Below are 21071 nucleotides of genomic sequence, written 5' to 3' on the forward strand. Positions count from 1 at the left end.
CAGGTATTTAGCTGTCTCAGCCCTTTCTGACCGGCACCCATAGCTCGCAGAAAACTCCCTGCTCTCCCTGCTCATAGTAGAGCTCAAAGTCCGGCTGGTCTGTCTGGGTATAGCCTGTCTGGGGACAGAACTCCTTAAAAAATCTGTCCCAGGCCTCGCCAATACACTCCCCGTCCGGGCCCTTGCACTTGAACACCGCATAGTCCGCGGGCTCCGTCTCCCAGAGGTCATATTCCCCCTCGTCCATGCGCCCGCTGTTCAGCACGCCGATTCCGTAGAAGAACCCGGTCTCACTGGCCCGCATTGGGCCGCAAATACCATACAGGTCCCTCCTGCCCGCCGGGCATAGGTCCTTCATGGGCTCTATAAGCCCCTTCTCCGTGCACTCGGCCCAAAACTCCGGGATACTGCGCCCCTGGGCGTCCAGAAGTGTCTCGTTGTCGAAAGTGCGCTTCACCACAACAAACCTCATGCTCTCCCTGTGCTCAATCCTGTACTCCAGCATACTGCCGCCCCCTATGGTAATTTTTATCACAAGAGGGTCGAAAAGCCGGAGCGCCGCTCCCTTGCTCTTTGCCTGCCTGGGCGTGGAGCCGTGGAACTTTGCAAAGGCCTTCGTGAAGCTCTCGGGGGACTCGTAGCCATACTTTAAGGCCGCGTCCAAAACAGATATGCCCCCTTCTCGAAGCTCCTGCCCCGCAAGGCTCAGCCGCCTTGAACGGATATACTCGTTGGCAGTCATGCCCACAGTGAAGCTAAACACCCGGTGGAAGCTGTACCCTGACATGCCCACGGCCTTAGCCGCCTCCACATAGCTGATATCCTCCAGGATATGCGCCTCCATAAAGTTTATAGCCTGCTGCAGAAATTCCGTCGCCATATTTTCCGCCCCCTTATGTGAACACATCATACCATATCCGGCAGCATAAATCCTGGCGCGGCTTGCACAGATTTACTCCGAAGCCAGAGTGAAGTGCTCCACCAGCTGCTTGAGGCCGTTTGCCTCCGCCGAGAGCTCCTCGCTGGCAGCGGCGCTCTGCTCCGCAGTGGCGGAGTTGCTCTGCACCACCGTGGATATCTGCTCCACGCCCTCGGTTATCTGGGCAATAGACTCGGTCTGCTTCTCCACAGCCTCCACCACCAGGTCCATCTGTTCTGTAACATGTCCGGCGTAAACGCTGGTCTGCTCCAGGGAGCCGGTGACCTTGCCCACCACCTCGCTGCCCTCGCTGACGGCGGCGATAGACGTCTCAATAAGGCTCTTTGTGGCCTTTGCCGCCTGGTCGGACTTGTTGGCAAGATTCCTCACCTCGTCCGCGACCACGGCGAAGCCCTTGCCCGCCGTGCCTGCCCTTGCGGCCTCAACAGCTGCGTTCAGGGCAAGTATATTGGTCTGGAAGGCTATATTCTCAATGGTCTCAATTATCTTGCTAATCTCCTGGGAGGACTCGGATATCCTGCCCATTGCTGTGTTGAGCTCACCAACATAGCCCACGCTCACCCCCAGCTGCGCCCCGGCCTGGTTCACAAACTGTCCTGCCTCCTCGGCTGCCAGGGAGGTGCGCTTGGCGCTCTCGGATATCTCGTTTATAGTTGCCGCCAGCTCCTGCGTAGCGCTGGCCTGCTCCATGGAGCCCTGGCTCAAGGTCTGGGCACCGTTCGACACCTGGCCGCTGGCGCTGGACACCTGCCCAGCCGAGGCGTCTATCTGGCGTATGGTCCCGCTGAGCTCCGTCTTCAGATTGCGCATGGACCCTAATATGCTCTGGAAATCACCCACATAGGCCTCCCTATGGGCGGAAACTATGTCGAAGTTCTGGTTTGCCATCTGGTTTAAGAGGTAGTCGATGTCGTGGATAATGGTGTTGAGCCCTGCCACCATCTCCCCGGTGGAGCGGGTGAGCTCGGCTGTCTCGTCCCTGCCCACAGCCTCAGGGGCCGGGGACTCCAGGTCGCCCTCCACCAGAAGCTTCATCCTGGCGGCACATGCCCGCATGGGCTTGCTGATATTGCTGGAGAGCTTCAGAGCCACTACTATGGAGGCCATAATTGACACGATAATCACCAGCACATTCAGGAACATGCCGAAATAAGTGTCCGCAAGGTAGTTTATCTCCGGGGAGGCCACCGCCACGCTCCAGCCGTCTGTGCCTCCTACCGGGGCATAGGCCAGGAACCTTGGGCCGTCGGCGGACTTTATGCGCCCGAAGCCGTTCTCACCCCTGCGCATGGCCTCATGCAGGGCCGCGCGGGACTTGAGGGAGGGGTCGCTTGCAGCCTCGTTCTCCACGTTCTGGGTGGTGATGGTCTCGAGTGTTATGTCGGCTATAGTGTCGCCGTTCTTGTTTATCATGTACGCCCGGCAGTTTTCCCCTATCTTAATAGAGGAGACTATGTCGTTGAGGAATGTCTCATGGGGCACAAAATACACCACCCCGGCTATATTCCCCTCTGCCGAGTACAGCGGCGCCGCCACCATAATGGACAGCTCCCCGGTTATCTTGCTGATAAGAGGCTCGGAAACATAGGTCTTCCCCTGCAGGGCCTCCTGCACATACTCACGGTCTGAGTAGTCCTTGCCGTCGAAAATGCTGATACCGTCCGCGCCGATTACATTGCCCCTCTGGAAGTCGTGCAGGGCCACGCGCTCGTCGATGACCGCCTGCTTCTCCTCCAGCGGCACATCAGGGTCTGCCAGCTGGCTCACAAGGCCCGTGTCCGTAGCCACGTTCTTGTAGGCCGAAAGCTCCTGCTCCACCCGGCTTGCGGCCAGGGTAGCGGTCTGGCTCATCATCTGCTCCACCGTAGCAAGAGTGCTGCGGTAGTTCAGGGTTATGCTTGCCGACCCCACCAGCACAAGTGCTGCCAGGACCGTTGCCATAAGGCAGACAGTGATTTTTTTGCGTATTGTTTTCATCAGTATTCACCTCATAAAGGGCCTTTTCCCGGCCCAAAATTAACCGCTTAAAACAAACTCCTTAGTATGGCTCCATGCAGATATCCAGGTCAACAGTGGTCTCTATCCCCGGCACGCTCCCGCCGTCGGTATACTGCCAGATACGGAAACTGTACGCCATTGACGGCAGGGGGTTATACTCAGCGTACCAGAAGTCATAGTTTCTGAGCTTTTCCAAATCATAAAAATTATATGCTTGGTTCTTATTGAAGTAGACACACGGGATATACCCCGCCTCCTTCACCCGCTCGCAGAAGGCCGCGGCGCATTTCGTCACCGTCTCCCCCGTGCAGCCGTGGGCCCGAAGGCTGCTCTCCGGCAGCTCCTCAGAGGGGACCGGCGGCTCCCAGTCAAATACTATCGGGTACTCAAGCTTCTCCCCCTGCAGCTTCTCTATAATAAAGTCGGCCTCCGCCGCGGCCTCGCTCTCGGTCACCGCCTGGGAGAAGAAATATACGCCCCTCTTTACCCCTGCGCTCTCGGCATTCTTCATGTTCTCCTGAAACCGGCTGTCCTCGGTCAGCAGCCCCTGGGTCATGCCCCGGTAGCCCGCCCTGATAAATGCAAAGTCGATTCCCGCGGCCTTCACCGCGTACCAGTCAATCTCCCCCTGAAACTCTGACACGTCTATGCCCACGGCGGCGTTCTTATACCTGGTCACGCCGTCCTCGCCTGTGGAGAAGCCCTCATGGTCGTACTTCATCTCGGGGATGTCAAAGTCAGGTATTATCTTCTCGCCGTCGTATATATCGTCCACAAGGCGCATACCGTCAGGGATAATCCGCGACGGCTCAGCCGGCGGCTCCTCCCCATCGGAGCCGCCGGTGACAAACGCGATTATCACCGTCAGCACCACCACAAAAAGCGCCACGCCCGCGCATATAAGCGAGAGCTTTTTTATATTTTCCCTATCCAAAAGCTGCCTCCCTTTTCCATGGCAAAAGCTTATCTGCCGTATTTTTTAAGCGCAATGCTCACCGGCACCGGCTCAGGTATGCCCGGCACCTTCCCCTCCTCTGTATACTGCCAAATCTTAAAGTCATAGTAGAAGCTGGGGGAGGGCTTGTACTCGCCGTACCACAGGTCATAGCCCGCAAGCCTTGACAGGTCCAGCTTGGTGTAGGCCATGCCCTTCTCGGCGAAATAGCAGGGGGTATGCCCCGCGACGCTTATTATCCTGCAGAAGGTGTCTATGTACCCGGTGACCTGGTCCCCGTTGCGGCTCACCGTCCGGGAGGTCTCGTCCTGGCTGCCGTCCTCCTTCAGGTCGTACTCCCAGAAAATGCCAATGGGGTATTTCACCTCGTACTCCCTTATCTGCTCCAGTACAAAGTTGGCCTCCTCCTTGGCCTCGGCGTCCTCAACGGCCTTTGAGTAGAAGTACACCCCCACAGGCAGGCCCACAGAGGCCGCGCCCTGCATGTTCTCATGGAACTTCTGGTCCACGCGTATGCGGCCCTTCTTCTTCTCCCTAATCCCCACGCGCACCATTACAAAGTCTATATTGCCGCTTTCCTTAACCTGGTTCCAGTCTATATCCCCCTTCTTCTCGTTGACGGATATGCCCACAAAGGAGTCGCCGCTGCCCACAAAGGACACGGTGTCGTCCTCCTCGGCAAAGTCCCCCGGGCCAAATCTGCTGGTTGCCACATTCTCATAGTAGCGTATAGTCATCTTGCCTTCCCACATATCGTCCACCTCTGCGGTGGAGCCGTTGCGGCTTATCATATTCACCGCGCTGGTCCTGGGCCCCTGGGCCAGTGTGAGGGCGGATACCGCCACTATCACCGCCACTAAAAGCACCGTTATAGTTATAAACAGAGAACGCCTGGCGTTCATTATAGTCATCCCTTTCGGCTTGGAGTCTCATTTCTCCCTATTATACAGGAAAACTGTCGAAAAGGCAAGGGGGGTCAGGGTGGAAATACCTAGCCGGTTCAAAGGGCGGGCCCGGGCCCCTGACCTTCCAAATAGCCCCTGCCCCAGTCGCACATGGCGCAGAGTATTGGGGCGAGGCTGCTGCCAAAGTCCGTCAGGGAATACTCAGTCCTCGGCGGCACCACAGGGTACACCTTCCTGTCCACCAGCCCGTCCCGCTCCAGCTCCCTGAGCTGCTGGGCCAGCATTTTGTCCGTGGCCCTGGGCACCAGCCTGTGCAGCTCGCTGTACCGCAGGGTGCCGCCCATAAGGTGCCAGAGTATAACAGACTTATATTTCCCGCCTATCAGGTCAATGGTGGCCTCCACCGGGCAGTCGTACCCGCCCCTGCATTTAGCGATCATAATTTTCTCCCCTAACTTTCCAAACAGGTAGTATATACCCTAAAAGTGCATTCTTGCTATAGCTTTTGTTTGTGCTATAATTATAGTACAGAAAGACCCAAGATTCAAGCTTAATAACAGGAGGAACTATTTATGAGCTTTTTGGAAATGGCAAAATCCCGCTGCTCAGTCCGCGGGTACACAGGCAGGAAAGTGGAGCCTGAGAAGCTGGAGAAAATACTGTCAGCCGCACACGCGGCCCCCACAGCCGCCAACCTCCAGCCGGTCCGGCTTATCGTTGTGCAGGAGCAGGAGGGCCTTGACAAGCTAGGGACAGCCGCGAATATTTACGGCGCCCCCCTGGCTATAATTGTCTGCTCCCAGCCCGCCAGGGCCTGGACCCGCCCTCTGGACGGCAAAAACACCTCGGACATAGACGCGTCTATTCTGACGGACCATATGATGCTCGAGGCCACGGAGCTGGGGCTGGGCACATTATGGATATGCCATTTTAAGCCCGATATTATCCGCCGGGAATTTGCCCTCCCCCAGGGCCTGGAGCCGGTCAACATCCTAGCTGTGGGGTATGCGTCAGGCGCTCCCGCCAGCCCGGACCGCCACGCTGTACAGCGCATTCCCATAGCCAGCCTTGTCAGCTTTGAGATGTACAGCCCCGGGGAATAGTGCCATGCCTTACGTTATATTATCAAAGCCCGAAGCAATAACTGATACTAAGCAAAAGCTTGCCCTTTAAGAATTTTTATGTTATAATATAAAGCTATAGTAAAACTGTTAATCGAAAGGACCGGGCTTTTATGTATCTTCGCACCCTCAGTATTGAAGAAATGGGCAGCCTCTATACCCCCTGCCTAAAGCGTGACTTCCCTCCCGACGAGCTAATGCCCTGGAAGCTGATGGAGCCGCTGATACGCAAGGGCTTCCAGCACTCGGTGGGCTTCTTCGACAGTGAGGGCCTTGCGGCATATGCCCTGTTCATCACCGACGGAGGGGAGAGCCCGAGGACTGCCCTGCTCAACTACTTCGCCGTGGAGCCCCAGCGCCGGGGCTCCGGTGTCGGCACCGAATGCCTCAGGCTCATGCGGGAGGCGCTCAGGGGCCGGGGGTGCAGGATAATCTTTGAGGTGGAGGACCCTGAGGCCGCCCCCGACCCTGATTACGCCCGCCGCCGCATAGACTTCTACAAGCGGGGCGGGGCCAGGTCCACCGGGGTGGGCTCCACCCTGTTCGGGGTCGAGTACCTTATAATGGTGCTGGAGTCCGAAGACAGGGAAGCCGCCATAGCTGACCGGGAGCTTGCCGCTGAACTTGACGCCCTCTACCATATCACCGTGGCGGCAAAGTTCAAGTTTGAGGAGGTCTGCCGGGTAAAGCTCAGAGAGAGCAGCAGCTTCAGCCGGGACCTTGGGCGCACACTCACCTTCCTCATGCGCAGCCGCAAGCGCTTCATGGGGGAAAAGCTGAGGGAGTACGGCCTCTCCGGCGGGATGTACATGATACTCCTCCACGTGGACCGCCACCCCGGCTCCAGCCAGGACGCGGTTTCAGGCCACCTGTACCTTGACAAGTGCAGCGTGGCCCGGAAGGTAAAGAAGCTGGAGGAGCTTGGATACCTCTACCGTGAGACCGACCAGAGCGACCGGCGGCAGAATAAGCTCTACCTCACAGAGAGCGGGCAGGGCCTCACCCCCACCATCCGCAAATACCTTGGCCAGTGGGGCAACGAGGTGACCGCCCCCCTCACAGGCGTGGAAAAGGAGACCCTTATCACCCTGCTGATGAAGACAATAAAAAAGTAATTTTAAAATATATAACAGAGCGCCCGGCCCCGGTTTCAAATGGGGCCGGACGTTTTATATTTCAGCTCTCCCCCAGTACGTCCCAAGGGGTCAGCATTCCCAGAAGGGGCTGGTCGGGCTTGCCGTCCCGGGTGATGAATATGACGGAAACCCGCTTATTCCTGGCCCGCACCTGCTCGAAGCGCCCCCGCACATAGATATATGTAGCGTCGGCAGGCACAAACTCATAGTTCTCCACGTGCTCCTCAACCGCCAGGTACCCCCTCATGTCCTTTATGGTGGTCTCCGGCGTCAGGCCCCTGCCACGGTTTTTCAGGAGATAGCGCATAACCGAGCCGGAGCTGAACACCCCATAGAACCGGTCCTCCTTCATGACCGGCACGTGGGAGTAGCCGTTTTTCTCCATAAGCTCCATGACCCGCAGGACCTTCTGTGCCGCCCCCACCTTTAGCACCCGGTCCCCCCGGGTGGCGTAGTCGATAGCCAGCGGCGGCCTCTGCACAAAGTCCAGCACCTCCCTCAGAGCCTCCACCACCGGCTGCGACGGCACCACCACCGGCTCGCCGTCCATATTGGCGCTGTGGGCCATAAGGTTCCTGATATGCCTGCATATGTCCAGCTTATCCCTTATAGGGGCGCTCTCATAGTCCTTTATAAACTCATACACCGCGCTGGTGTAATGCCTTCGGGAGTTCCTGAATTTGTCCTCAAGCTCATCCTCAACCTGCTTATACAGGTCCAGGAACAGCTGGGCCCGCTCCCTGCCGTCGGCGGTATTGTCCTTTGCCCCGGACATCGCCGTGCAGAGCCTTGTGAGCTCCCCCACGTCCCCGGCCGTATACTCGGCCCCGGCCTCCTCCAGCTCCCCAGGGGCGGAGTAGCCGTAGCCCACGCCTATGCTCTCTATGCCGCAGCACTTTGCCCCCTCTATGTCATAGCTCCTGTCCCCTATCATCACCACCTCTGAAAGGGGCGGCTCCCCCAGGAGCCTTAGGGCCTGGTCTATCACATGGGCCTTGGTGGGCCTTGTGCCGTCGTCGCCCACCACATAGGTGAAGTACCGCTCGATATCCCTCATAGCCAGTATCTTCCTGGCCCCCTCCTCCCGCTTGGAGGTAGCCACGCAGAGGGTGGCGCCGGAGCTCAGCCGGGCCAGGAGCCTGTCAATATTGGGATATAATGGGCTCTTATACAGCCCCGCCGCGTTATAGCGCTCCCTGTAAATTTTTATGGCCCGCTTTGCCTCGTTCTCCCCCATGCCGCAAAACTCCCGGAAGGAGTCCATTAGGGGCGGCCCCACAAACTGCCGCAGGAACCCCTCCTCCTGGGGCGTCCAGCCCAGCTCAGAGAGGGCGTACTGTACGCACTCGGTTATGCCCTGCCCGGTGTCGGCAAGGGTGCCGTCCAGGTCAAAGAGAAAGTATTTTTTCATGGGGTATCCTCTCCTTCCAGTGATAAAAGCTTCTCAAGCTCCTGTTTTGTGTATAGTGAATTCAGCGCCTGCAACAGCCCGTTTGCCGAGAGCCTCTCCGGGAGGCCCAGCCGCTTTTGCAGGGCCCTCCTTCTCTCTGCCGAGCCCCCGCCCCCGCTGAGGCCCAGCTCGTACATGTCGGCCTTTGTGAGCCCGTCATGCCCCTTTGCCGCTGGGGCGTCCTCTATTGTGGCCCCCGCCCTTCTCAGGCACTCCTCCAATACTGGAAGGTCCATCCCCTCGACCCCCAGCTTGCCCTCCTTGGAGGGCCTTGCCTTGCGGCGCTCCTTGCCGTAGACATCCGGGGTATAGGCGTGCTTCACCTGCTCCGGGGGCAGGCAGGAGCTCAGCTTGCTTCGGATAAGGAAGCCCGCGCCGTCGCTGTCCGTCAGGATTATGACCCCCCGCCTCTCAGCCAGCCGCCGTATCAGCTCCAGCTTCTCCCGGTCGTTAAATATGGCAAAGCCCCCGGTCTCCACTATCGTGCCCTCTATAAGGGAGCTGAGCTTTGCCTTATCGCAGCGACCCTCCACTATAACCGCTTCCTTCACCCTCATGAGCCCTGCACCGCCATCAGCAGCCTGGACATAAGCCCCTCCAGCACAAGCCTCGGGTCAAGGCTCGAGCCCTTCAGGGACATATCCGCATTCACAAGCAGCTCCAGGCATTTCTTTATGCTCCTAAGGCTCAGCCTTCTTGAGGAGCGCTCGGCGTTTCTCAGCCTGAAGCTGCCCCCTCCCTTATACTCGGGGGCGTATTCGGTGACGGCGCTGCTTGTAAGCCCGCTCTCAAGAGCGGTCTTCACCCTGTACATATCGATATAGGCCGAGGCCATGGCTCCCAGCACCGACACAGGGTCCTCCCCCTGGGAGAGCACCTGGTCCAGTCCATTATATGCCGCCTCATATCTTCCCGCTGTCAAATCCCCCACCATTTTAAACACCTTTATCTCGGCGCTCTTCGGGGTCAGCTCCTCCACACACTCCGGGGTTATCTCCTCCCTGCCCATGCCCAGAGTATAGGCGCAGAGCTTTTCAATCTCCCTGCTAAGGGTGTTAAGGTCTTTTCCAGCATACTCCATAAGCCTGTAAAAGCTTTTTTCCGGCAGCTCGCAGCCCTGGCGCTGGGCACCCTTTCTCATCATCCTGTACATATCCCCGTCCCCCATCTTCTGGAAGTCCACCGTACAGCCGTGCTTCTCCGCCCTGTCCAGGAATTTTTTCCACTTTGCGGGCCTCTTTTTGGGAATATCAATGGTGGGGTAGTAGAACACCAGGGTGGCCGTGTCCGGCAGGTCCTCCATAAGCGAACAGATACGCTCCAGGTCCTCGGAGGATTTTGTCTCCGGGTCAAAGTCCGACACCGCAACGCATTTATGCTCAGCCATAAAGGGCAGGGCCTCAACTGCGGCGGCTATCTTCTCAGCCTCGGAGTCGTTTGTAAAGCGGACGCTGTTAAACTCAGGGAAGCCCTCCCCGGAGGCCCTGTCTATCAGCTTCCCCGCGGCGGGCTTCAGCAGCAGCTTTTCCTCCCCCCAGAGGACGTAGAGGGAGTCAAGCTTCCCTGAGGATACCCTCTCCCTCAGCTCCTGCCTGGTTATTCCGGGCATTTCACTGCACCCCGCACATGGTGATTATGTGCCTTGGGCAGGCCTCGGCGCATTTGCCGCAGCCGGTGCACTTATCCGGGTCCACAACGGCAAGGCCGCTCCCCACGGTTATAGCCCCCGCCTCGCAGATCTTCTGGCACTTCATACAGCCTATGCAGCCCACCTTGCAGCTCTGCATGGTGTCCTTGCCCTTATCACAGCTTGAGCAGCGCACCACAGCCATCTGCTTCACCGGGGCCAGCTTTATGAGCCCCTTGGGGCAGGCCTTCTCACACTTGCCGCAGGCCACGCATTTTTCGGCGTCTATAACCGCCACGCCGTTGCATATCTTAATGGCGCCGTAGTCGCACACCCTAAGGCAGTCCCCAAGCCCCAGGCACCCGAAGCGGCAGCTTGAGGCCCCGCCGCCCAGCAGGGACGCGGCAGTACAGCCCTCAAGGCCGTCGTACTCCATCTTCTCGGTGGTGTTGTCGGCACTGCCCATACAGTGCACAAAGGCGGCCCTGCGCTCCATCTCCACGTCCACGGAGCCCAGTATCTCCCCGCACTTTTTCGCCACGTCGGCCCCACCGGGAGAGCAGAGCCCCGGCACGGCCTCGCCCTTTGCCATTGCCGCCGCATAGCCCGGGCAGCCTGAGTAGCCGCAGGCCCCGCAGTTTGCCCCGGGCAGTATGGCCTCAAGGGCCTCGGCCCTCTCGTCCTTGGGCACGGCCATAACGATGGAGGCCACCGCCAGGACTATCCCTGCCAGAAGGCCTATCACCCCTACAATCATTATTGGTGTCAGCATTTCCATTTTTGTCACATTCCTTTCTGGGGCAGGGCCCCGGAGGATATTTTCTCTGGCTAGCTCTCGGCCAGCATCATCTTTACCTCAGTATAGGCCTTGCCTGCCAGCTTCTCCCTCTCCTCAGGAGTCTCGGCCTGCATATACGTCCGGTACAGCTCTGTGAGCTCGTGGTGCACGGGCGTGACGAAGTCCACAGCGTTTATCTGTTTTATGAGCTCCTGCAGCCTGTCATAGTTGTAGTCGGAGAGCCACCATTTCGGCTCTGTCTTGCCGTTAGCCCGCTCAAAGGGCGCGTTGACCTTCTCCTCAGAGCTGAGCAGCTCCATATGCACCGGCGCTCCCCTGTCCATGGAGAACAGCTCCGAATCCCTCTGCACCTCCTTACTCATGAGCACATCTAAAATCCGGAATGCCCCCTCGGGCGCCTTCGTGTTGATGTTCACCGCTCCGAAGGTCGTGATATTAGCGGTCGCGCCGCCGTTCCTGTTGTACTGGGGTATGAGCACGCTGTCGGGGTCGTACTGGGTAAAGAGGGCCGCGTTGAGACGGCCTAAAGTAACCTCGCTCGGGTGGCCCAGACTCTCAGAGAGCTCCATGGTGCGGTGCTCACGGTGCTCACGGTGGCCCTCGAGCTGGGCCATGAGCTCCTCCTCTGTAAAGGCTGGAGCGTCATTCTCATAGTCAGCCAGCATACCCAGGCTGCCGCCGAAGCTGGAGTACAATATGGCATATTTTATCCCGGGGTCATTACTCTCAAGCATTTCATCAAAGGACATGGGCAGGCCCTCCGGCGGAGTGTAGCTCTCAGCGTCAAAGCGGGTGAAGTCCATGCTCCAGCTTATTGGCAGTATCTGCTGGCCTTCATCGTTCTTCCCGGCAGCCATGATTTCCGGGTACAGCTTGTCCCATTCCATGTATTCTGCTCCCTCGATATACTCGTCCAGAGGCAGGAACATTTTCCTTTTCATCATCGCCCTGGGGTAGGGGAACAGCCCTGTCTCCCGCTCTCTCGGCGGCATAAGCTCCGGGTCTGCCGCCCGGGGGCTCACGCACAGGAACAAATCCGGGCCCTCTCCGGCCATCATCTCCACCCTTATACGGTCCAGGGCTGGCTCCCTGTCGCTCCCAGTACCCGGGACAGATTCTATTTCAAGCTTATAGCTCTCCATAAACTCCGGGACACAGTCTTTTATAATGTCCTTGAGCATGGAAGTGCTCTGACCCTCATGGCCAATATCCATATCCATACAGACGGCCACCGTCTGCTTTTCCGTTTTGGCGGGCTCGCTTGAGCCCTCAGAGGACCCGCCGCTCTCCGGGGCGCTGTGGCTGCATCCGGAAAAGGCAAGCATAAACATTGCCAGTATCAGTGCCAGGGCTTTTCTGAGGTCTCGGTTTTGTTTCATAGTGATTTCTCCTTGCTGTGCTTTGGTCGCATTCTATTCAAATATTTTCACCCCGCCAGTCTGTCCACAACCCCATTAAACCCGAGGAAGGACACCGCCACCAGGGACGCCGCCACCAGCGTTATGGGCAGGCCGCGGAAGGTCTCGGGGATATCGCAGTCCTCCAGGCGCTCCCGCACCCCGGCAAAAAGCAGCATGGCAACTAAAAAGCCCACGCCGGAGCCGAAGGCGTTCACCAGGGACTGGACAAAGCCGAAGCTGGGGTCGGCGGCCCCCTTCTCCAGCACCAGCATTGTCACGCCCAGCACGGCGCAGTTGGTGGTGATAAGTGGCAGGTATATGCCAAGGGAGTTGTAGAGGGGGGGCATATACTTGCGAAGGGCCGTCTCCAAAAGCTGCACCAGGGCGGCTATCACCAGGATAAACACCAGGGTCTGCAAATACTCCAGGCCCTGGGGCACCAGCACATAGGTATAAAGGGGCCAGGTCACCGCCGTGGCAATCACCATAACTACAGTCACCGCGCAGCTCATGCCGAAGGCCGTGTCCAGCTTCTTGGAGACGCCTAAAAAGGGGCAGATGCCCAGGAATTTGTTTAAGACATAGTTCTCCGTCAGTATAGCCGCTAAAAATATAGCCACCAGGGAGCGTATCATTTGAGCGTCCATTATTTACCCTCCTTCTCGGTTATCCTGGAGCATGAGGCCGCCAGGGGGCAGCCCGCGCAGCCGGTAGACTCGGGGGCCCTGCCCTCCTTCGAGAGCTTGCCCGACAAAGCGATGAGCATACCGAACACGAAGAAGCCCCCGGGAGGCAGCAGGAATATGATGATTGGCTCCATAAAGCCCGAGAGCACAGGCAGCCCGAAGACCGTCCCCGCGCCGAAAAGCTCACGGATTATGCCCATTGCCAGCATGGCGGCGGTGAAGCCCACGCCCATGCCCAGGCCGTCTATAATAGAGGGCAGCACCTTGTTCTTGCTGGCGAACATCTCGGCCCGGCCCAAAATAATGCAGTTCACAACGATAAGGGGCAGGAACACCCCCAAGGCCGTGTCCAGCGCCGGTGAGAAGGCCTTGATAAATAGCTGCACTATGGTCACAAAGCCGGCAATAATCGTGATAAACGCCGGTATGCGCACCTTATTGGGTATCACATTCCGAAGCAGTGAAATCACCGCGTTGGAGCAGACCAGCACAAACGTAGTCGCCGCCCCCATGCCTATGGCGTTGCTCGCAGCCGTAGTCACCGCCAAGGTTGCACAGCAGCCCAGCACCAGCCGCAGCACCGGGTTCTCCTTTATGATACCCTTGGTAAATTCCTGTAAAAGGCTCTTTTTTCCGTCCATTTTAGTTACCTCCCTCAGATTGGTAGGCATTCTGGTACTGCTCTACAGCGCTGTTCACCGCGTTTGTAACGGCGGCGCTGGTGATAGTCGCCCCGGTCATGGCCTGTATCTCCCCATCCTTCGGGGCCTGGAACTTCACGACCTTAATGCCGCCCACGTTATTTGCGACAGGCTGCTTATACTGCTCCCTGAAGCTCTCCTTCTCGGCGTTGGCCCCAAGGCCCGGGGTCTCGCTGTGGCTGAGTATCACCACGCCGGTTATGCTTCCGTCGGTACCAATACCGGTCATCACCTTCACGGTGCCGCCGTAGCCCTTGCCCTCGGTCTCAAAGACATAGCCTACGGCGTTTCCGCCGCCGTCCTTTCCCACATAGTGGCCGTCAAGCTCCTCAAAGCTCTCCGCACCGGGGAGCACCACCATCCTTGATTCCTCGGCCTTCTTCGCCTGGGCCTGGGCTATACGGTCCCGGGTGAGCAGGTTAGTCCCCGCCAGGGCCGCCGAGACCAGTATACATATCACCAAAAGGACAGCCGCCGGGGCCAGTACGGATTTAGCGTTCAAGCCGTTCATGCCGCTCCCTCCTTATTCTTTTTCGCTTTCGGCCTGCCGAAGGATGTGGGCTTCACATAGCGCTCGATAAGGGGGGTTATAATGTTCATAAGCACTATTGAGTAGCTGACGCCCTCGGGCAGGGAGCCGAACTCCCTTATAATAATCGTCATCAGCCCGCAGCCTATGGCGAAGACTATCCGCGCCTTAAAGTACAGGGGGCTGGTGGTATAGTCCGTAGCCATAAAGAACGCGCCCAGCATCAGGCCCCCCGCCAGCAGGTCAAACAGCGGGTCCCGGCCCAGTATTGCCGAGAACACCGCCACAGTGGCGAGATATGTAACGGGTATCACCGGGCTTATCACATTGCGCACAATAAGGTACAGCCCGCCGATTAAAATAGCCAGGGCGCAGGTCTCCCCCAGGCACCCGCCGTGGGTGCCCAGGAGCATGTCCAGGTAAGGGATATGCCCGCCAGTCTCACTAAAGCTCACATAGGTGGCAAGGGGCGTGGCGGTAGTCACCGCGTCGGCGGTGGCACCGTAGTCAAAGGCCGCCGCCCAGTGGGTCATCCGGGCGGGGAAGGAGTTCATCAGCACTATCCTGGCGGTGAGGGCCGGGTTCACAAAGTTCTGCCCGATACCGCCGAACATCTGCTTTACCACAACTATGGCTATCACGCCGCCGAAGGCCGCTATTAAGGGGTTGATAGTAACCGGCAGGTTCAGGGCCAGCAAAAGGCCGGTCACAATACACGACAGGTCCATGACGGTCTGGGGCCGCTTCATTGCCTTTCGGGACAGGTACTCGCTGAGTACACAGCTGGCTATGCACACCGCAATTACCAAAAAGGCCCTTGGCCCGAAGATGATTATAGAGGCCACGGACGCGGGCATAAGGCCGATTATCACGTCCAGCATAATATTCTGGGTGGTCTTCCTGCCGTTAAAATGCGGGGAAGACGATACTATAAGCTTATCCATTTACTTTTTCCCTGCCTTTCTCACATAGGCCTTGCCAAGCCGGATACTCTGCACCAGCCGCCGCCCCGCAGGGCACGAGAAGGCGCAGCAGCCGCACTCCATGCAGGTCATAACGTCCAGCTCCATAAGGGCCTCCGTGTCCTTCTTCTGGGCGGCCTTCTCAAGCTTTGTAGGCATAAGGTTCATGGGGCACGCCGCCACGCACCGCCCGCAGCGTATGCAGTCGGTGGTCTCATACATTTTCGCCTCGTTCTCATCAAAGGCAAGAATAGCGTTGTTTTGCTTTAATATGGGCAGCTCGTCGCCGACTATCGCTATGCCCATCATAGGCCCGCCCATAAGCATTTTCCTGGGCTCGGACTTATAGCCGCCGCAGAACTCTATCACGTCTTTAATGGGCGTGCCGATTGGCACTATCACATTTTGGGGCTCCTTTACGGCCGAGCCGTCTATGGTCACGCGCTTTTTCGTCAGCGGCATTCCTGTGCGCATAAAGCTTGCAAGGAAGGACACCGAGGCTATATTCATCACCAGACACCCCACGTCCGCAGGCAGTCCCCCAGCCGGGACCTTCCTCCCGGTACAGGCCTGGACCAGCACCTTCTCGGCCCCCTGGGGGTAGCGGCTCTTTAGTGCCAGCACCCTGACCTCGTCCTTCGGGTCCATCTCCCCATTGTCCGCAATCCGGTGGAGCTCCGCTATGACGTCGGGCTTATTGTCCTCGACGGCTATCAGCACCCTGTGCACGTCCAGAATCTCCTTTACCTTATAGATACCGTCCAGCACGTTTTTGCCGTTCTCCAGGGCCTCCCTATGGTCCGAGGTCACATAGGGCTCGCACTCCGCCACGTTTATAATAAGCGTGTCAATATTCTTGCCCTCCGGCACATTCAGCTTCACATGGGCCGGGAAGCCAGCTCCCCCAAGGCCCACAAGCCCCGAAGCCCGCGCCGCCTCAGCCAGGGACTTCTTGTCTTTGATGGGCTCCGGGGGCTTTATAGAGGGGTCCGGCTCCATAAGCCCGTCGGAGTCGATTACCACCGCCTCCACAGGCCTGTCCCCTGTGAGCATTACGTTCCTTATCTCCGCCACCGTCCCGGACACAGAGGCATGTATAGGGGCGCTCACATACCCCTCGCTGTCACCCACTACCTGCCCGAGATACACATGGTCTCCCTTTTTCACCACCGGCTTGCAGGGCGCGCCGATATGCTGCTGCATGGGCAGTATCACCCGCTGTGGGGGCGGCATGGTCTTCGACTGCCCGCCGGAGGTGTTCTTATGGTGCGGCACCGGCGCGCCGCCGTGGGTCCTGAAGGGACGCTTTGGGAAAAGGCCTCCCGCATTTTGTTCCTGCATAAATCCACAATCCTTTCGTTCGCAAAAAATTCATAATTTTATTTTACAGCAAAACCGCGGTTTCTGCAAGGATAAATCCATGTTTTTCCGGGAAAATCTCCGTGGAATTGATGAAAAGCACCGTATTCGGGAATAATCTTCATTTCCATGGGGGCTATGCAATAGCTTAAGCTATAAGCATAACATAAGCAAACAGGGCAGACCACAATGGTCCGCCCTGCAAAATTTCATCTCAGCCCTTCGCCCAGTGCCGGAGCTTCGGCAGCTCCTTACTGAAATACTCCCTGGCCTGCTCCTTTGTAAAGCTCTCATTTGCCATATGCTCCGAAAGAAAATCCAGCAGGGAGTCCATATCCTCATACACAAACCTGCCGTCCGTATAGCACCACTTGCAGTAGTCCTCGTTGACGCTTCCGTCAGTCTCACGGCTTACGGAGCCGTCGTCAAGGGGCATACCGCAGCACTGGCAGATAAGCTGCCTCGGGGAGCCCAGCAGCGTGTTTATGGACACGTCAAAGAGCTTTGACAGCAGCTTCAGCGTGTCTGTCCCCGGCGTGGTCTCCCCATTTTCCCAGCGGCTCACCGCCTGGCGGGTGACGAACACCTTCTCCGCAAGCTCCTCCTGGGACATGCCCGATTTAGTCCTTAAATCCACAATAATATCCTTAGTCTCCATTCTAAATCCCACCTTTCGATACTATAGTACTATTATCATAGCATATCCAGCCGGGAAATAAAAGCAACCGCCTGTTGCACCCCTACCTTACCTCCCTATAGGCCGCCTCCAGCCCGGCAGTGTCAAGGCCGAAGGACCTGAAGCCCTCAACACACCCTTGATAGTACGCCTCAGTTGGCGCGCCCGGGCCATAGCCTTCTCTCATTATGTAGATAAGCGCCCGCTCCCGGCGCTCCTCACCGCCGGAACTGTACTCCACCTCCAGCTCCGTTTTATAGTAAAACTCCGGATACCCCTCGTACTCGTCCAGCCTCCTTACATCCTCCGGCGTGACCTCCCACACCCCTACCGGCACTTTCCCCTCCGGCTCCGGCAGCAGCGTCAGGTAGTACCCCCGCTGTGCGCCCCGGAAGGCCAGCCGCCAGCCGGGAAGCTCCCCTTTCCCCACGGCCTTCGCCCCCGGGCAGCGCTCTGCCATCTGAGTTAGATTCAGGTTGCTTCCATATGCAAGATACAGCGTCATTTAAAATTCCCCCTAGTCCATATAGTTGTATACCAGCTCATAGAGCCAATACTTACCGTCTATATCCACCACAATATTTTCGTCAAATTTATAGACCTTCGCGCCTATAATATCGTCGTTGGCCTGGAAATCCTCCTCTCATCTATATAGACAGCCTTCAGGCATAAATATGACATACAGCTTCCAGATTTCTTTTGATTTTGATTATATCACAAATATCCCCAAAAATCAAAGGATTCCCCCTTGCCAAAATGCCCCCAAAGAAGTATACTATTATGGTATACTTTTCAAAAGTAAAATTTTCAAAAGCAAAACAGGAGGAGATAATTATGGGATTAGAAATGATAGACGCCGGCTGGCTTTCAATACTGCCGCCGGTGGTAGCCATCACCCTGGCCCTGCTCACCAAGGAGGTGTACTCGTCCCTGTTCCTGGGGATATTCACCGGCATGTGCGTGTACTGCTTCTCCACCGGCAGCAGCCTGCTCCGGGCGGTTACATACGTCTTTGACATGATGGCCGTGAAAATCGGGGACAACGGTTATATGATAATCTTCCTGGTCCTGCTGGGCTCCCTGGTGGTTACAGTCACCCGCTCAGGGGGCACCGCCGCCTATGGCCAGTGGGCCATCAGGCGCATTAGGACCCGGCGCTCAGCCAAGCTCACCACCGCGCTGCTGGGCCTGATGATTTTCCTGGACGACGGCTTCAACTGCCTTACCGTCGGCACCGTAATGCGCCCCATTACCGACAAGCATAAGATATCCCGGGAAAAGCTCTCATACCTTCTGGACGCCACCGCCGCGCCAATCTGCATTATCGCCCCCATCTCAAGCTGGGCGGTTGCCGTGGCCTCGGAGGTGGAGGAGGCCGGGGGGCTTGGGGCCTTTGTGCAGACCATCCCCTTTAACCTCTACGCCCTGCTCACCATTGCAATGGTGTTCTTCCTCAGCGCCACGAGCTTTGACTTCGGGCCCATGAAGAAGGCAGAGGAGTCACCCCAGTACCCCCCTGAGGCTTCCGGCACCATGGAGAGCGCCATAGAGCCCAAGGGCACGGTGCTGGACCTGGTGCTGCCCATCGTCACCCTTATTATCACCGCCATCCTGGGCATGGCATATGTGGGGGGCTTCTTCCAGGGCGTGAGCTTTGCCGAGGCCATAGGCCAGAACCCGGTAGCCGGGCTCACCCTGGGCACCTTCGCGGGGCTGCTTGTGGCCCTTGTCATGTACCTGCCCAGGAGGATAATGACCATGAAGGAGTTCATGTCCGGCATTATCGACGGTATCAAGACCATGATACCCGCCCTCACCATACTTATCCTGGCCTGGGCTCTGGGCGGCGTTTGCCGCGAGATGATAGGCACCGGGAACTTTGTGAGCAGCGTAGTCTCCGGCGGGCATATCTCCATGAGCCTGATACCCGCCATCGTCTTCGCGGTCGCGGCCTTTTTAAGCTTCTCCATGGGCACCGCCTGGGGCACCTTCGGCATACTCCTGCCCATCGTCTCCATGATATGCTCAGGCCCCGCCGGAGCCGCCGTGCTCATGCCCTCCCTGGGAGCAACCCTGGCGGGCTCCGTCTACGGCGACCACTGCTCCCCCATCTCCGACACCACCATACTGGCCTCCACCGGCGCCCAGTGCGACCACCTGCGCCACGTTGAGACCCAGCTGCCCTATGCCACTTTAGTGGCGGCGGTGTGCTTTCTGGGCTACATAGTGGCTGGCTTCTCCCGCAGCGCCCCTGTGACTATAGCCGCCTCACTTGTAATGCTGGGGCTGGTGTTCGCGGGAATCGCCCTTTTGCAGAAGAGGGGAAAAGAGCCCGGCTTCGCACCAAAAAAGAGCTGAAAATCCCACTAAACACAAAAAAACCGGGCCCCTTTTACAGGGTCCGGTTTTGTGTCTTCAGTATACGCCCAGAAATGAGAGCGTGGGATAGCACCGCGAGTCGTCTATACATATGCGCAGCAGCCCGGTCCTCACAGGCTCGGGCAGGCGTACAATCTTCTTGTACCCCACCACCGTGCCCTCAAAGAGCAGCCTGCCGCCGTCAAATATCCTAAAGCGCTCGATTCTCTGGCTGTCTGTAATATTTTCCTTGAGCATGATATAGGAGACCTCTGTCTCTTTCGGGAACCTGACGGTTATCTCGCAGGAGCTGCCGCTCCCCTTAAAATATTCCCCATAGCCGTCCTCCCTGGCGCAGTCTATCCCATGCCCGGGCTCCGCGCCCTCTGCAGAGAGCTCCGCGCCCACAAGCAGGTTATCGGCGAAGGCTTTATTTATGCGCTCCCCCAGCTCCCTAAGGCGCGACACGTCGTTTTCATGGAACAGGCCGCTTTTTGCCGGGGGTATATTCAGCAGCAGCGTCGCGTTGCCACCCACCGAGCGCAGGTACGTGTCGAACAGCTCCTCAAGGCCCTTGACCTTGTCATCCTCCTCCGGGTGGTAAAACCATCCGGGGCGTATGGACGTGTCCACCTCGGCGGGATACCAGATAAGCTCTGTCTCCCCCCGGAGTATCTCCCTGCTGCCAAGGTCCATATCCGTGGCGCTGACCTCCCTCTGGCGGAACTCCTCACTGTCCGCCTGCTGGCTGTCCGCCGCTATCTTCTCCGTGTCCCTCATGCGCCTGGGCACAACGCTCCACTCCGATTCCCGGGTGCTCCCGGCCTCATTGCCGCACCAGCGGATATCCGGCCCGCACACATTCATGCAGGCCCCCGGCTGCAGCCGCCTGACCGTCTCGTAGTACCTCTCCCAGTCATAGGCCTGCTTCTTTCCGCCGGGCCCCACGCCGCAGGCCCCGTCAAACCAGACGGCGAATATCTCGCCGTAGCCTGTGAGCAGCTCTGTAAGCTGGCCCACAAAATAGTCGTCGTACTCCTTGCCCGAGCCGTAGCAGGGCTGGTGCCTGTCCCAGGGGGACAGGTACACCCCGAACTTTATGCCCCCCTCCCTGCACGCGTCGGAGACCTCCCTTACCACATCCCCCCTGCCGCCCCGGAAGGGGCTGGCGGCGACGGTGTGCCGGGTATATTTGCTGGGCCACAGGCAGAAGCCGTCGTGGTGCTTGCAGGTGAGTATCAGACCCTTCATCCCCGCCGCTTTCAGGGCGGAGACCCACTGGGAGGCGTCGAACTCCAGGGGGTTAAATATCCCCGGGTCCTCGGTGCCGTCCCCCCACTCAAGGCCGGTGTAGGTGTTCACCGTAAAGTGGGCAAAGGCATAGAACTCCATCTGCTGGAGGGCAAGCTGCCGGGGGCTTGGGCGCACTGCAGTGAGCCTTTGGTCTATGTTCTGCATAATATTTAGCT

21 protein-coding genes are annotated in these 21071 nt (G+C 58.0%); 3 read left to right on the forward strand and 18 right to left on the reverse strand.

The window, feature by feature from the left end:
- Nucleotides 1–16: 16 nt before the first annotated feature.
- The 5 genes from D5270_RS13565 to D5270_RS13585 all read right to left on the reverse strand — a co-directional run bounded on the left by D5270_RS13565 (nucleotide 17) and on the right by D5270_RS13585 (nucleotide 5238).
- On the reverse strand, nucleotides 17–880 hold the full coding sequence (locus D5270_RS13565; protein ID WP_166544600.1) for an AraC family transcriptional regulator: 864 nt from the start codon (nucleotides 878–880) through the stop codon (nucleotides 17–19).
- A gap of 72 nt (nucleotides 881–952) precedes the next feature.
- Entirely contained in the window at nucleotides 953–2917 is a 1965-nt protein-coding gene (locus tag D5270_RS13570; protein ID WP_166544601.1) for a methyl-accepting chemotaxis protein, read from the reverse strand.
- Nucleotides 2918–2978: 61 nt separating this feature from the next.
- A complete protein-coding gene (locus D5270_RS13575; RefSeq protein WP_166544602.1) occupies nucleotides 2979–3872 on the reverse strand; it encodes a glycoside hydrolase family 25 protein in 894 nt (297 codons plus the stop codon).
- Between the two features lie 29 nt (nucleotides 3873–3901).
- Entirely contained in the window at nucleotides 3902–4804 is a 903-nt protein-coding gene (locus D5270_RS13580) for a GH25 family lysozyme (protein ID WP_166544603.1), read from the reverse strand.
- An 89-nt stretch (nucleotides 4805–4893) separates the two neighbouring features.
- The gene (locus tag D5270_RS13585; protein ID WP_166544604.1) at nucleotides 4894–5238 is read right to left on the reverse strand and encodes a winged helix-turn-helix transcriptional regulator; all 345 of its coding nucleotides are present in this window, start codon (nucleotides 5236–5238) and stop codon (nucleotides 4894–4896) included.
- A 132-nt stretch (nucleotides 5239–5370) separates the two neighbouring features.
- Between D5270_RS13585 and D5270_RS13590 the strand changes: the two genes are divergently transcribed.
- Nucleotides 5371–5901 carry a nitroreductase family protein gene (locus D5270_RS13590; protein WP_166544605.1) on the forward strand — a complete coding sequence of 177 codons (531 nt, stop codon included), beginning with the start codon at nucleotides 5371–5373 and terminating at the stop codon, nucleotides 5899–5901.
- A 131-nt stretch (nucleotides 5902–6032) separates the two neighbouring features.
- Nucleotides 6033–7034 carry a GNAT family N-acetyltransferase gene (locus tag D5270_RS13595; RefSeq protein ID WP_166544606.1) on the forward strand — a complete coding sequence of 334 codons (1002 nt, stop codon included), beginning with the start codon at nucleotides 6033–6035 and terminating at the stop codon, nucleotides 7032–7034.
- A gap of 61 nt (nucleotides 7035–7095) precedes the next feature.
- Here D5270_RS13595 and D5270_RS13600 read toward each other — a convergent pair whose 3' ends face one another.
- From D5270_RS13600 to D5270_RS13655, 12 genes are all read right to left on the reverse strand, one after another.
- Nucleotides 7096–8466 carry an HAD-IA family hydrolase gene (locus D5270_RS13600; protein WP_166544607.1) on the reverse strand — a complete coding sequence of 457 codons (1371 nt, stop codon included), beginning with the start codon at nucleotides 8464–8466 and terminating at the stop codon, nucleotides 7096–7098.
- On the reverse strand, nucleotides 8463–9062 hold the full coding sequence (locus D5270_RS13605) for a toprim domain-containing protein (protein ID WP_166544608.1): 600 nt from the start codon (nucleotides 9060–9062) through the stop codon (nucleotides 8463–8465). Before D5270_RS13605 ends, D5270_RS13600 begins: the two co-directional genes overlap by 4 nt.
- Nucleotides 9059–10114, reverse strand: coding sequence for a DNA polymerase III subunit delta (holA, locus tag D5270_RS13610; RefSeq protein ID WP_166544609.1), 1056 nt, complete (start codon nucleotides 10112–10114; stop codon nucleotides 9059–9061). The genes D5270_RS13605 and holA overlap by 4 nt, the downstream gene beginning before the upstream one ends.
- Before the next feature lies 1 nt (nucleotide 10115).
- Nucleotides 10116–10904 (reverse strand): RnfABCDGE type electron transport complex subunit B, encoded by a 789-nt coding sequence (locus D5270_RS13615; protein WP_166544663.1) that lies wholly within the window; start codon nucleotides 10902–10904, stop codon nucleotides 10116–10118.
- 56 nt (nucleotides 10905–10960) lie between these two features.
- On the reverse strand, nucleotides 10961–12310 hold the full coding sequence (locus tag D5270_RS13620) for a hypothetical protein (protein WP_166544610.1): 1350 nt from the start codon (nucleotides 12308–12310) through the stop codon (nucleotides 10961–10963).
- A gap of 47 nt (nucleotides 12311–12357) precedes the next feature.
- A complete protein-coding gene (locus D5270_RS13625) occupies nucleotides 12358–12966 on the reverse strand; it encodes an RnfABCDGE type electron transport complex subunit A (protein WP_207709391.1) in 609 nt (202 codons plus the stop codon).
- A gap of 11 nt (nucleotides 12967–12977) precedes the next feature.
- On the reverse strand, nucleotides 12978–13658 hold the full coding sequence (rsxE, locus tag D5270_RS13630; RefSeq protein WP_166544612.1) for an electron transport complex subunit RsxE: 681 nt from the start codon (nucleotides 13656–13658) through the stop codon (nucleotides 12978–12980).
- 1 nt (nucleotide 13659) lies between these two features.
- Nucleotides 13660–14229 carry an RnfABCDGE type electron transport complex subunit G gene (locus D5270_RS13635; protein ID WP_166544613.1) on the reverse strand — a complete coding sequence of 190 codons (570 nt, stop codon included), beginning with the start codon at nucleotides 14227–14229 and terminating at the stop codon, nucleotides 13660–13662.
- The gene (locus D5270_RS13640; RefSeq protein WP_166544614.1) at nucleotides 14226–15191 is read right to left on the reverse strand and encodes an RnfABCDGE type electron transport complex subunit D; all 966 of its coding nucleotides are present in this window, start codon (nucleotides 15189–15191) and stop codon (nucleotides 14226–14228) included. The genes D5270_RS13635 and D5270_RS13640 overlap by 4 nt, the downstream gene beginning before the upstream one ends.
- Nucleotides 15192–16550 carry an electron transport complex subunit RsxC gene (gene rsxC / locus D5270_RS13645; RefSeq protein WP_166544615.1) on the reverse strand — a complete coding sequence of 453 codons (1359 nt, stop codon included), beginning with the start codon at nucleotides 16548–16550 and terminating at the stop codon, nucleotides 15192–15194.
- Between the two features lie 232 nt (nucleotides 16551–16782).
- Nucleotides 16783–17226: a zinc ribbon domain-containing protein gene (locus D5270_RS13650; protein WP_166544616.1), complete on the reverse strand. Its 444-nt coding sequence runs from the start codon at nucleotides 17224–17226 to the stop codon at nucleotides 16783–16785.
- A gap of 82 nt (nucleotides 17227–17308) precedes the next feature.
- Complete coding sequence (locus D5270_RS13655) at nucleotides 17309–17749, reverse strand: gamma-glutamylcyclotransferase family protein (RefSeq protein WP_166544617.1); 441 nt, start codon at nucleotides 17747–17749, stop codon at nucleotides 17309–17311.
- A gap of 329 nt (nucleotides 17750–18078) precedes the next feature.
- Between D5270_RS13655 and D5270_RS13660 the strand changes: the two genes are divergently transcribed.
- Nucleotides 18079–19602: a Na+/H+ antiporter NhaC family protein gene (locus D5270_RS13660; RefSeq protein WP_166544618.1), complete on the forward strand. Its 1524-nt coding sequence runs from the start codon at nucleotides 18079–18081 to the stop codon at nucleotides 19600–19602.
- A 57-nt stretch (nucleotides 19603–19659) separates the two neighbouring features.
- On the opposite strand, the gene D5270_RS13665 is transcribed toward D5270_RS13660, so the two are convergent.
- Nucleotides 19660–21060, reverse strand: coding sequence for an alpha-L-fucosidase (locus D5270_RS13665; RefSeq protein ID WP_166544619.1), 1401 nt, complete (start codon nucleotides 21058–21060; stop codon nucleotides 19660–19662).
- Nucleotides 21061–21071 lie beyond the last annotated feature (11 nt).

This window comes from Acutalibacter sp. 1XD8-36, assembly GCF_009917525.1.
Taxonomy (GTDB): Bacteria; Bacillota; Clostridia; order Oscillospirales; family Acutalibacteraceae; genus Acutalibacter.

Bases quoted from the DNA above. Each gene is read 5' to 3' on its own strand.
- holA (WP_166544609.1), bottom strand. From the start codon at position 10,114: ATGCCCGGAATAACCAGGCAGGAGCTGAGGGAGAGGGTATCCTCAGGG.
- D5270_RS13640 (WP_166544614.1), bottom strand. From the start codon at position 15,191: ATGGATAAGCTTATAGTATCGTCTTCCCCGCATTTTAACGGCAGGAAG.
- D5270_RS13650 (WP_166544616.1), bottom strand. From the start codon at position 17,226: ATGGAGACTAAGGATATTATTGTGGATTTAAGGACTAAATCGGGCATG.
- D5270_RS13635 (WP_166544613.1), bottom strand. From the start codon at position 14,229: ATGAACGGCTTGAACGCTAAATCCGTACTGGCCCCGGCGGCTGTCCTT.
- D5270_RS13590 (WP_166544605.1), top strand. From the start codon at position 5,371: ATGAGCTTTTTGGAAATGGCAAAATCCCGCTGCTCAGTCCGCGGGTAC.
- rsxE (WP_166544612.1), bottom strand. From the start codon at position 13,658: ATGGACGGAAAAAAGAGCCTTTTACAGGAATTTACCAAGGGTATCATA.
- D5270_RS13580 (WP_166544603.1), bottom strand. From the start codon at position 4,804: ATGACTATAATGAACGCCAGGCGTTCTCTGTTTATAACTATAACGGTG.
- D5270_RS13615 (WP_166544663.1), bottom strand. From the start codon at position 10,904: ATGCTGACACCAATAATGATTGTAGGGGTGATAGGCCTTCTGGCAGGG.
- D5270_RS13565 (WP_166544600.1), bottom strand. From the start codon at position 880: ATGGCGACGGAATTTCTGCAGCAGGCTATAAACTTTATGGAGGCGCAT.
- rsxC (WP_166544615.1), bottom strand. From the start codon at position 16,550: ATGCAGGAACAAAATGCGGGAGGCCTTTTCCCAAAGCGTCCCTTCAGG.
- D5270_RS13660 (WP_166544618.1), top strand. From the start codon at position 18,079: ATGGGATTAGAAATGATAGACGCCGGCTGGCTTTCAATACTGCCGCCG.
- D5270_RS13620 (WP_166544610.1), bottom strand. From the start codon at position 12,310: ATGAAACAAAACCGAGACCTCAGAAAAGCCCTGGCACTGATACTGGCA.
- D5270_RS13665 (WP_166544619.1), bottom strand. From the start codon at position 21,060: ATGCAGAACATAGACCAAAGGCTCACTGCAGTGCGCCCAAGCCCCCGG.
- D5270_RS13570 (WP_166544601.1), bottom strand. From the start codon at position 2,917: ATGAAAACAATACGCAAAAAAATCACTGTCTGCCTTATGGCAACGGTC.
- D5270_RS13595 (WP_166544606.1), top strand. From the start codon at position 6,033: ATGTATCTTCGCACCCTCAGTATTGAAGAAATGGGCAGCCTCTATACC.
- D5270_RS13625 (WP_207709391.1), bottom strand. From the start codon at position 12,966: ATGATACGCTCCCTGGTGGCTATATTTTTAGCGGCTATACTGACGGAG.
- D5270_RS13655 (WP_166544617.1), bottom strand. From the start codon at position 17,749: ATGACGCTGTATCTTGCATATGGAAGCAACCTGAATCTAACTCAGATG.
- D5270_RS13585 (WP_166544604.1), bottom strand. From the start codon at position 5,238: ATGATCGCTAAATGCAGGGGCGGGTACGACTGCCCGGTGGAGGCCACC.
- D5270_RS13600 (WP_166544607.1), bottom strand. From the start codon at position 8,466: ATGAAAAAATACTTTCTCTTTGACCTGGACGGCACCCTTGCCGACACC.
- D5270_RS13605 (WP_166544608.1), bottom strand. From the start codon at position 9,062: ATGAGGGTGAAGGAAGCGGTTATAGTGGAGGGTCGCTGCGATAAGGCA.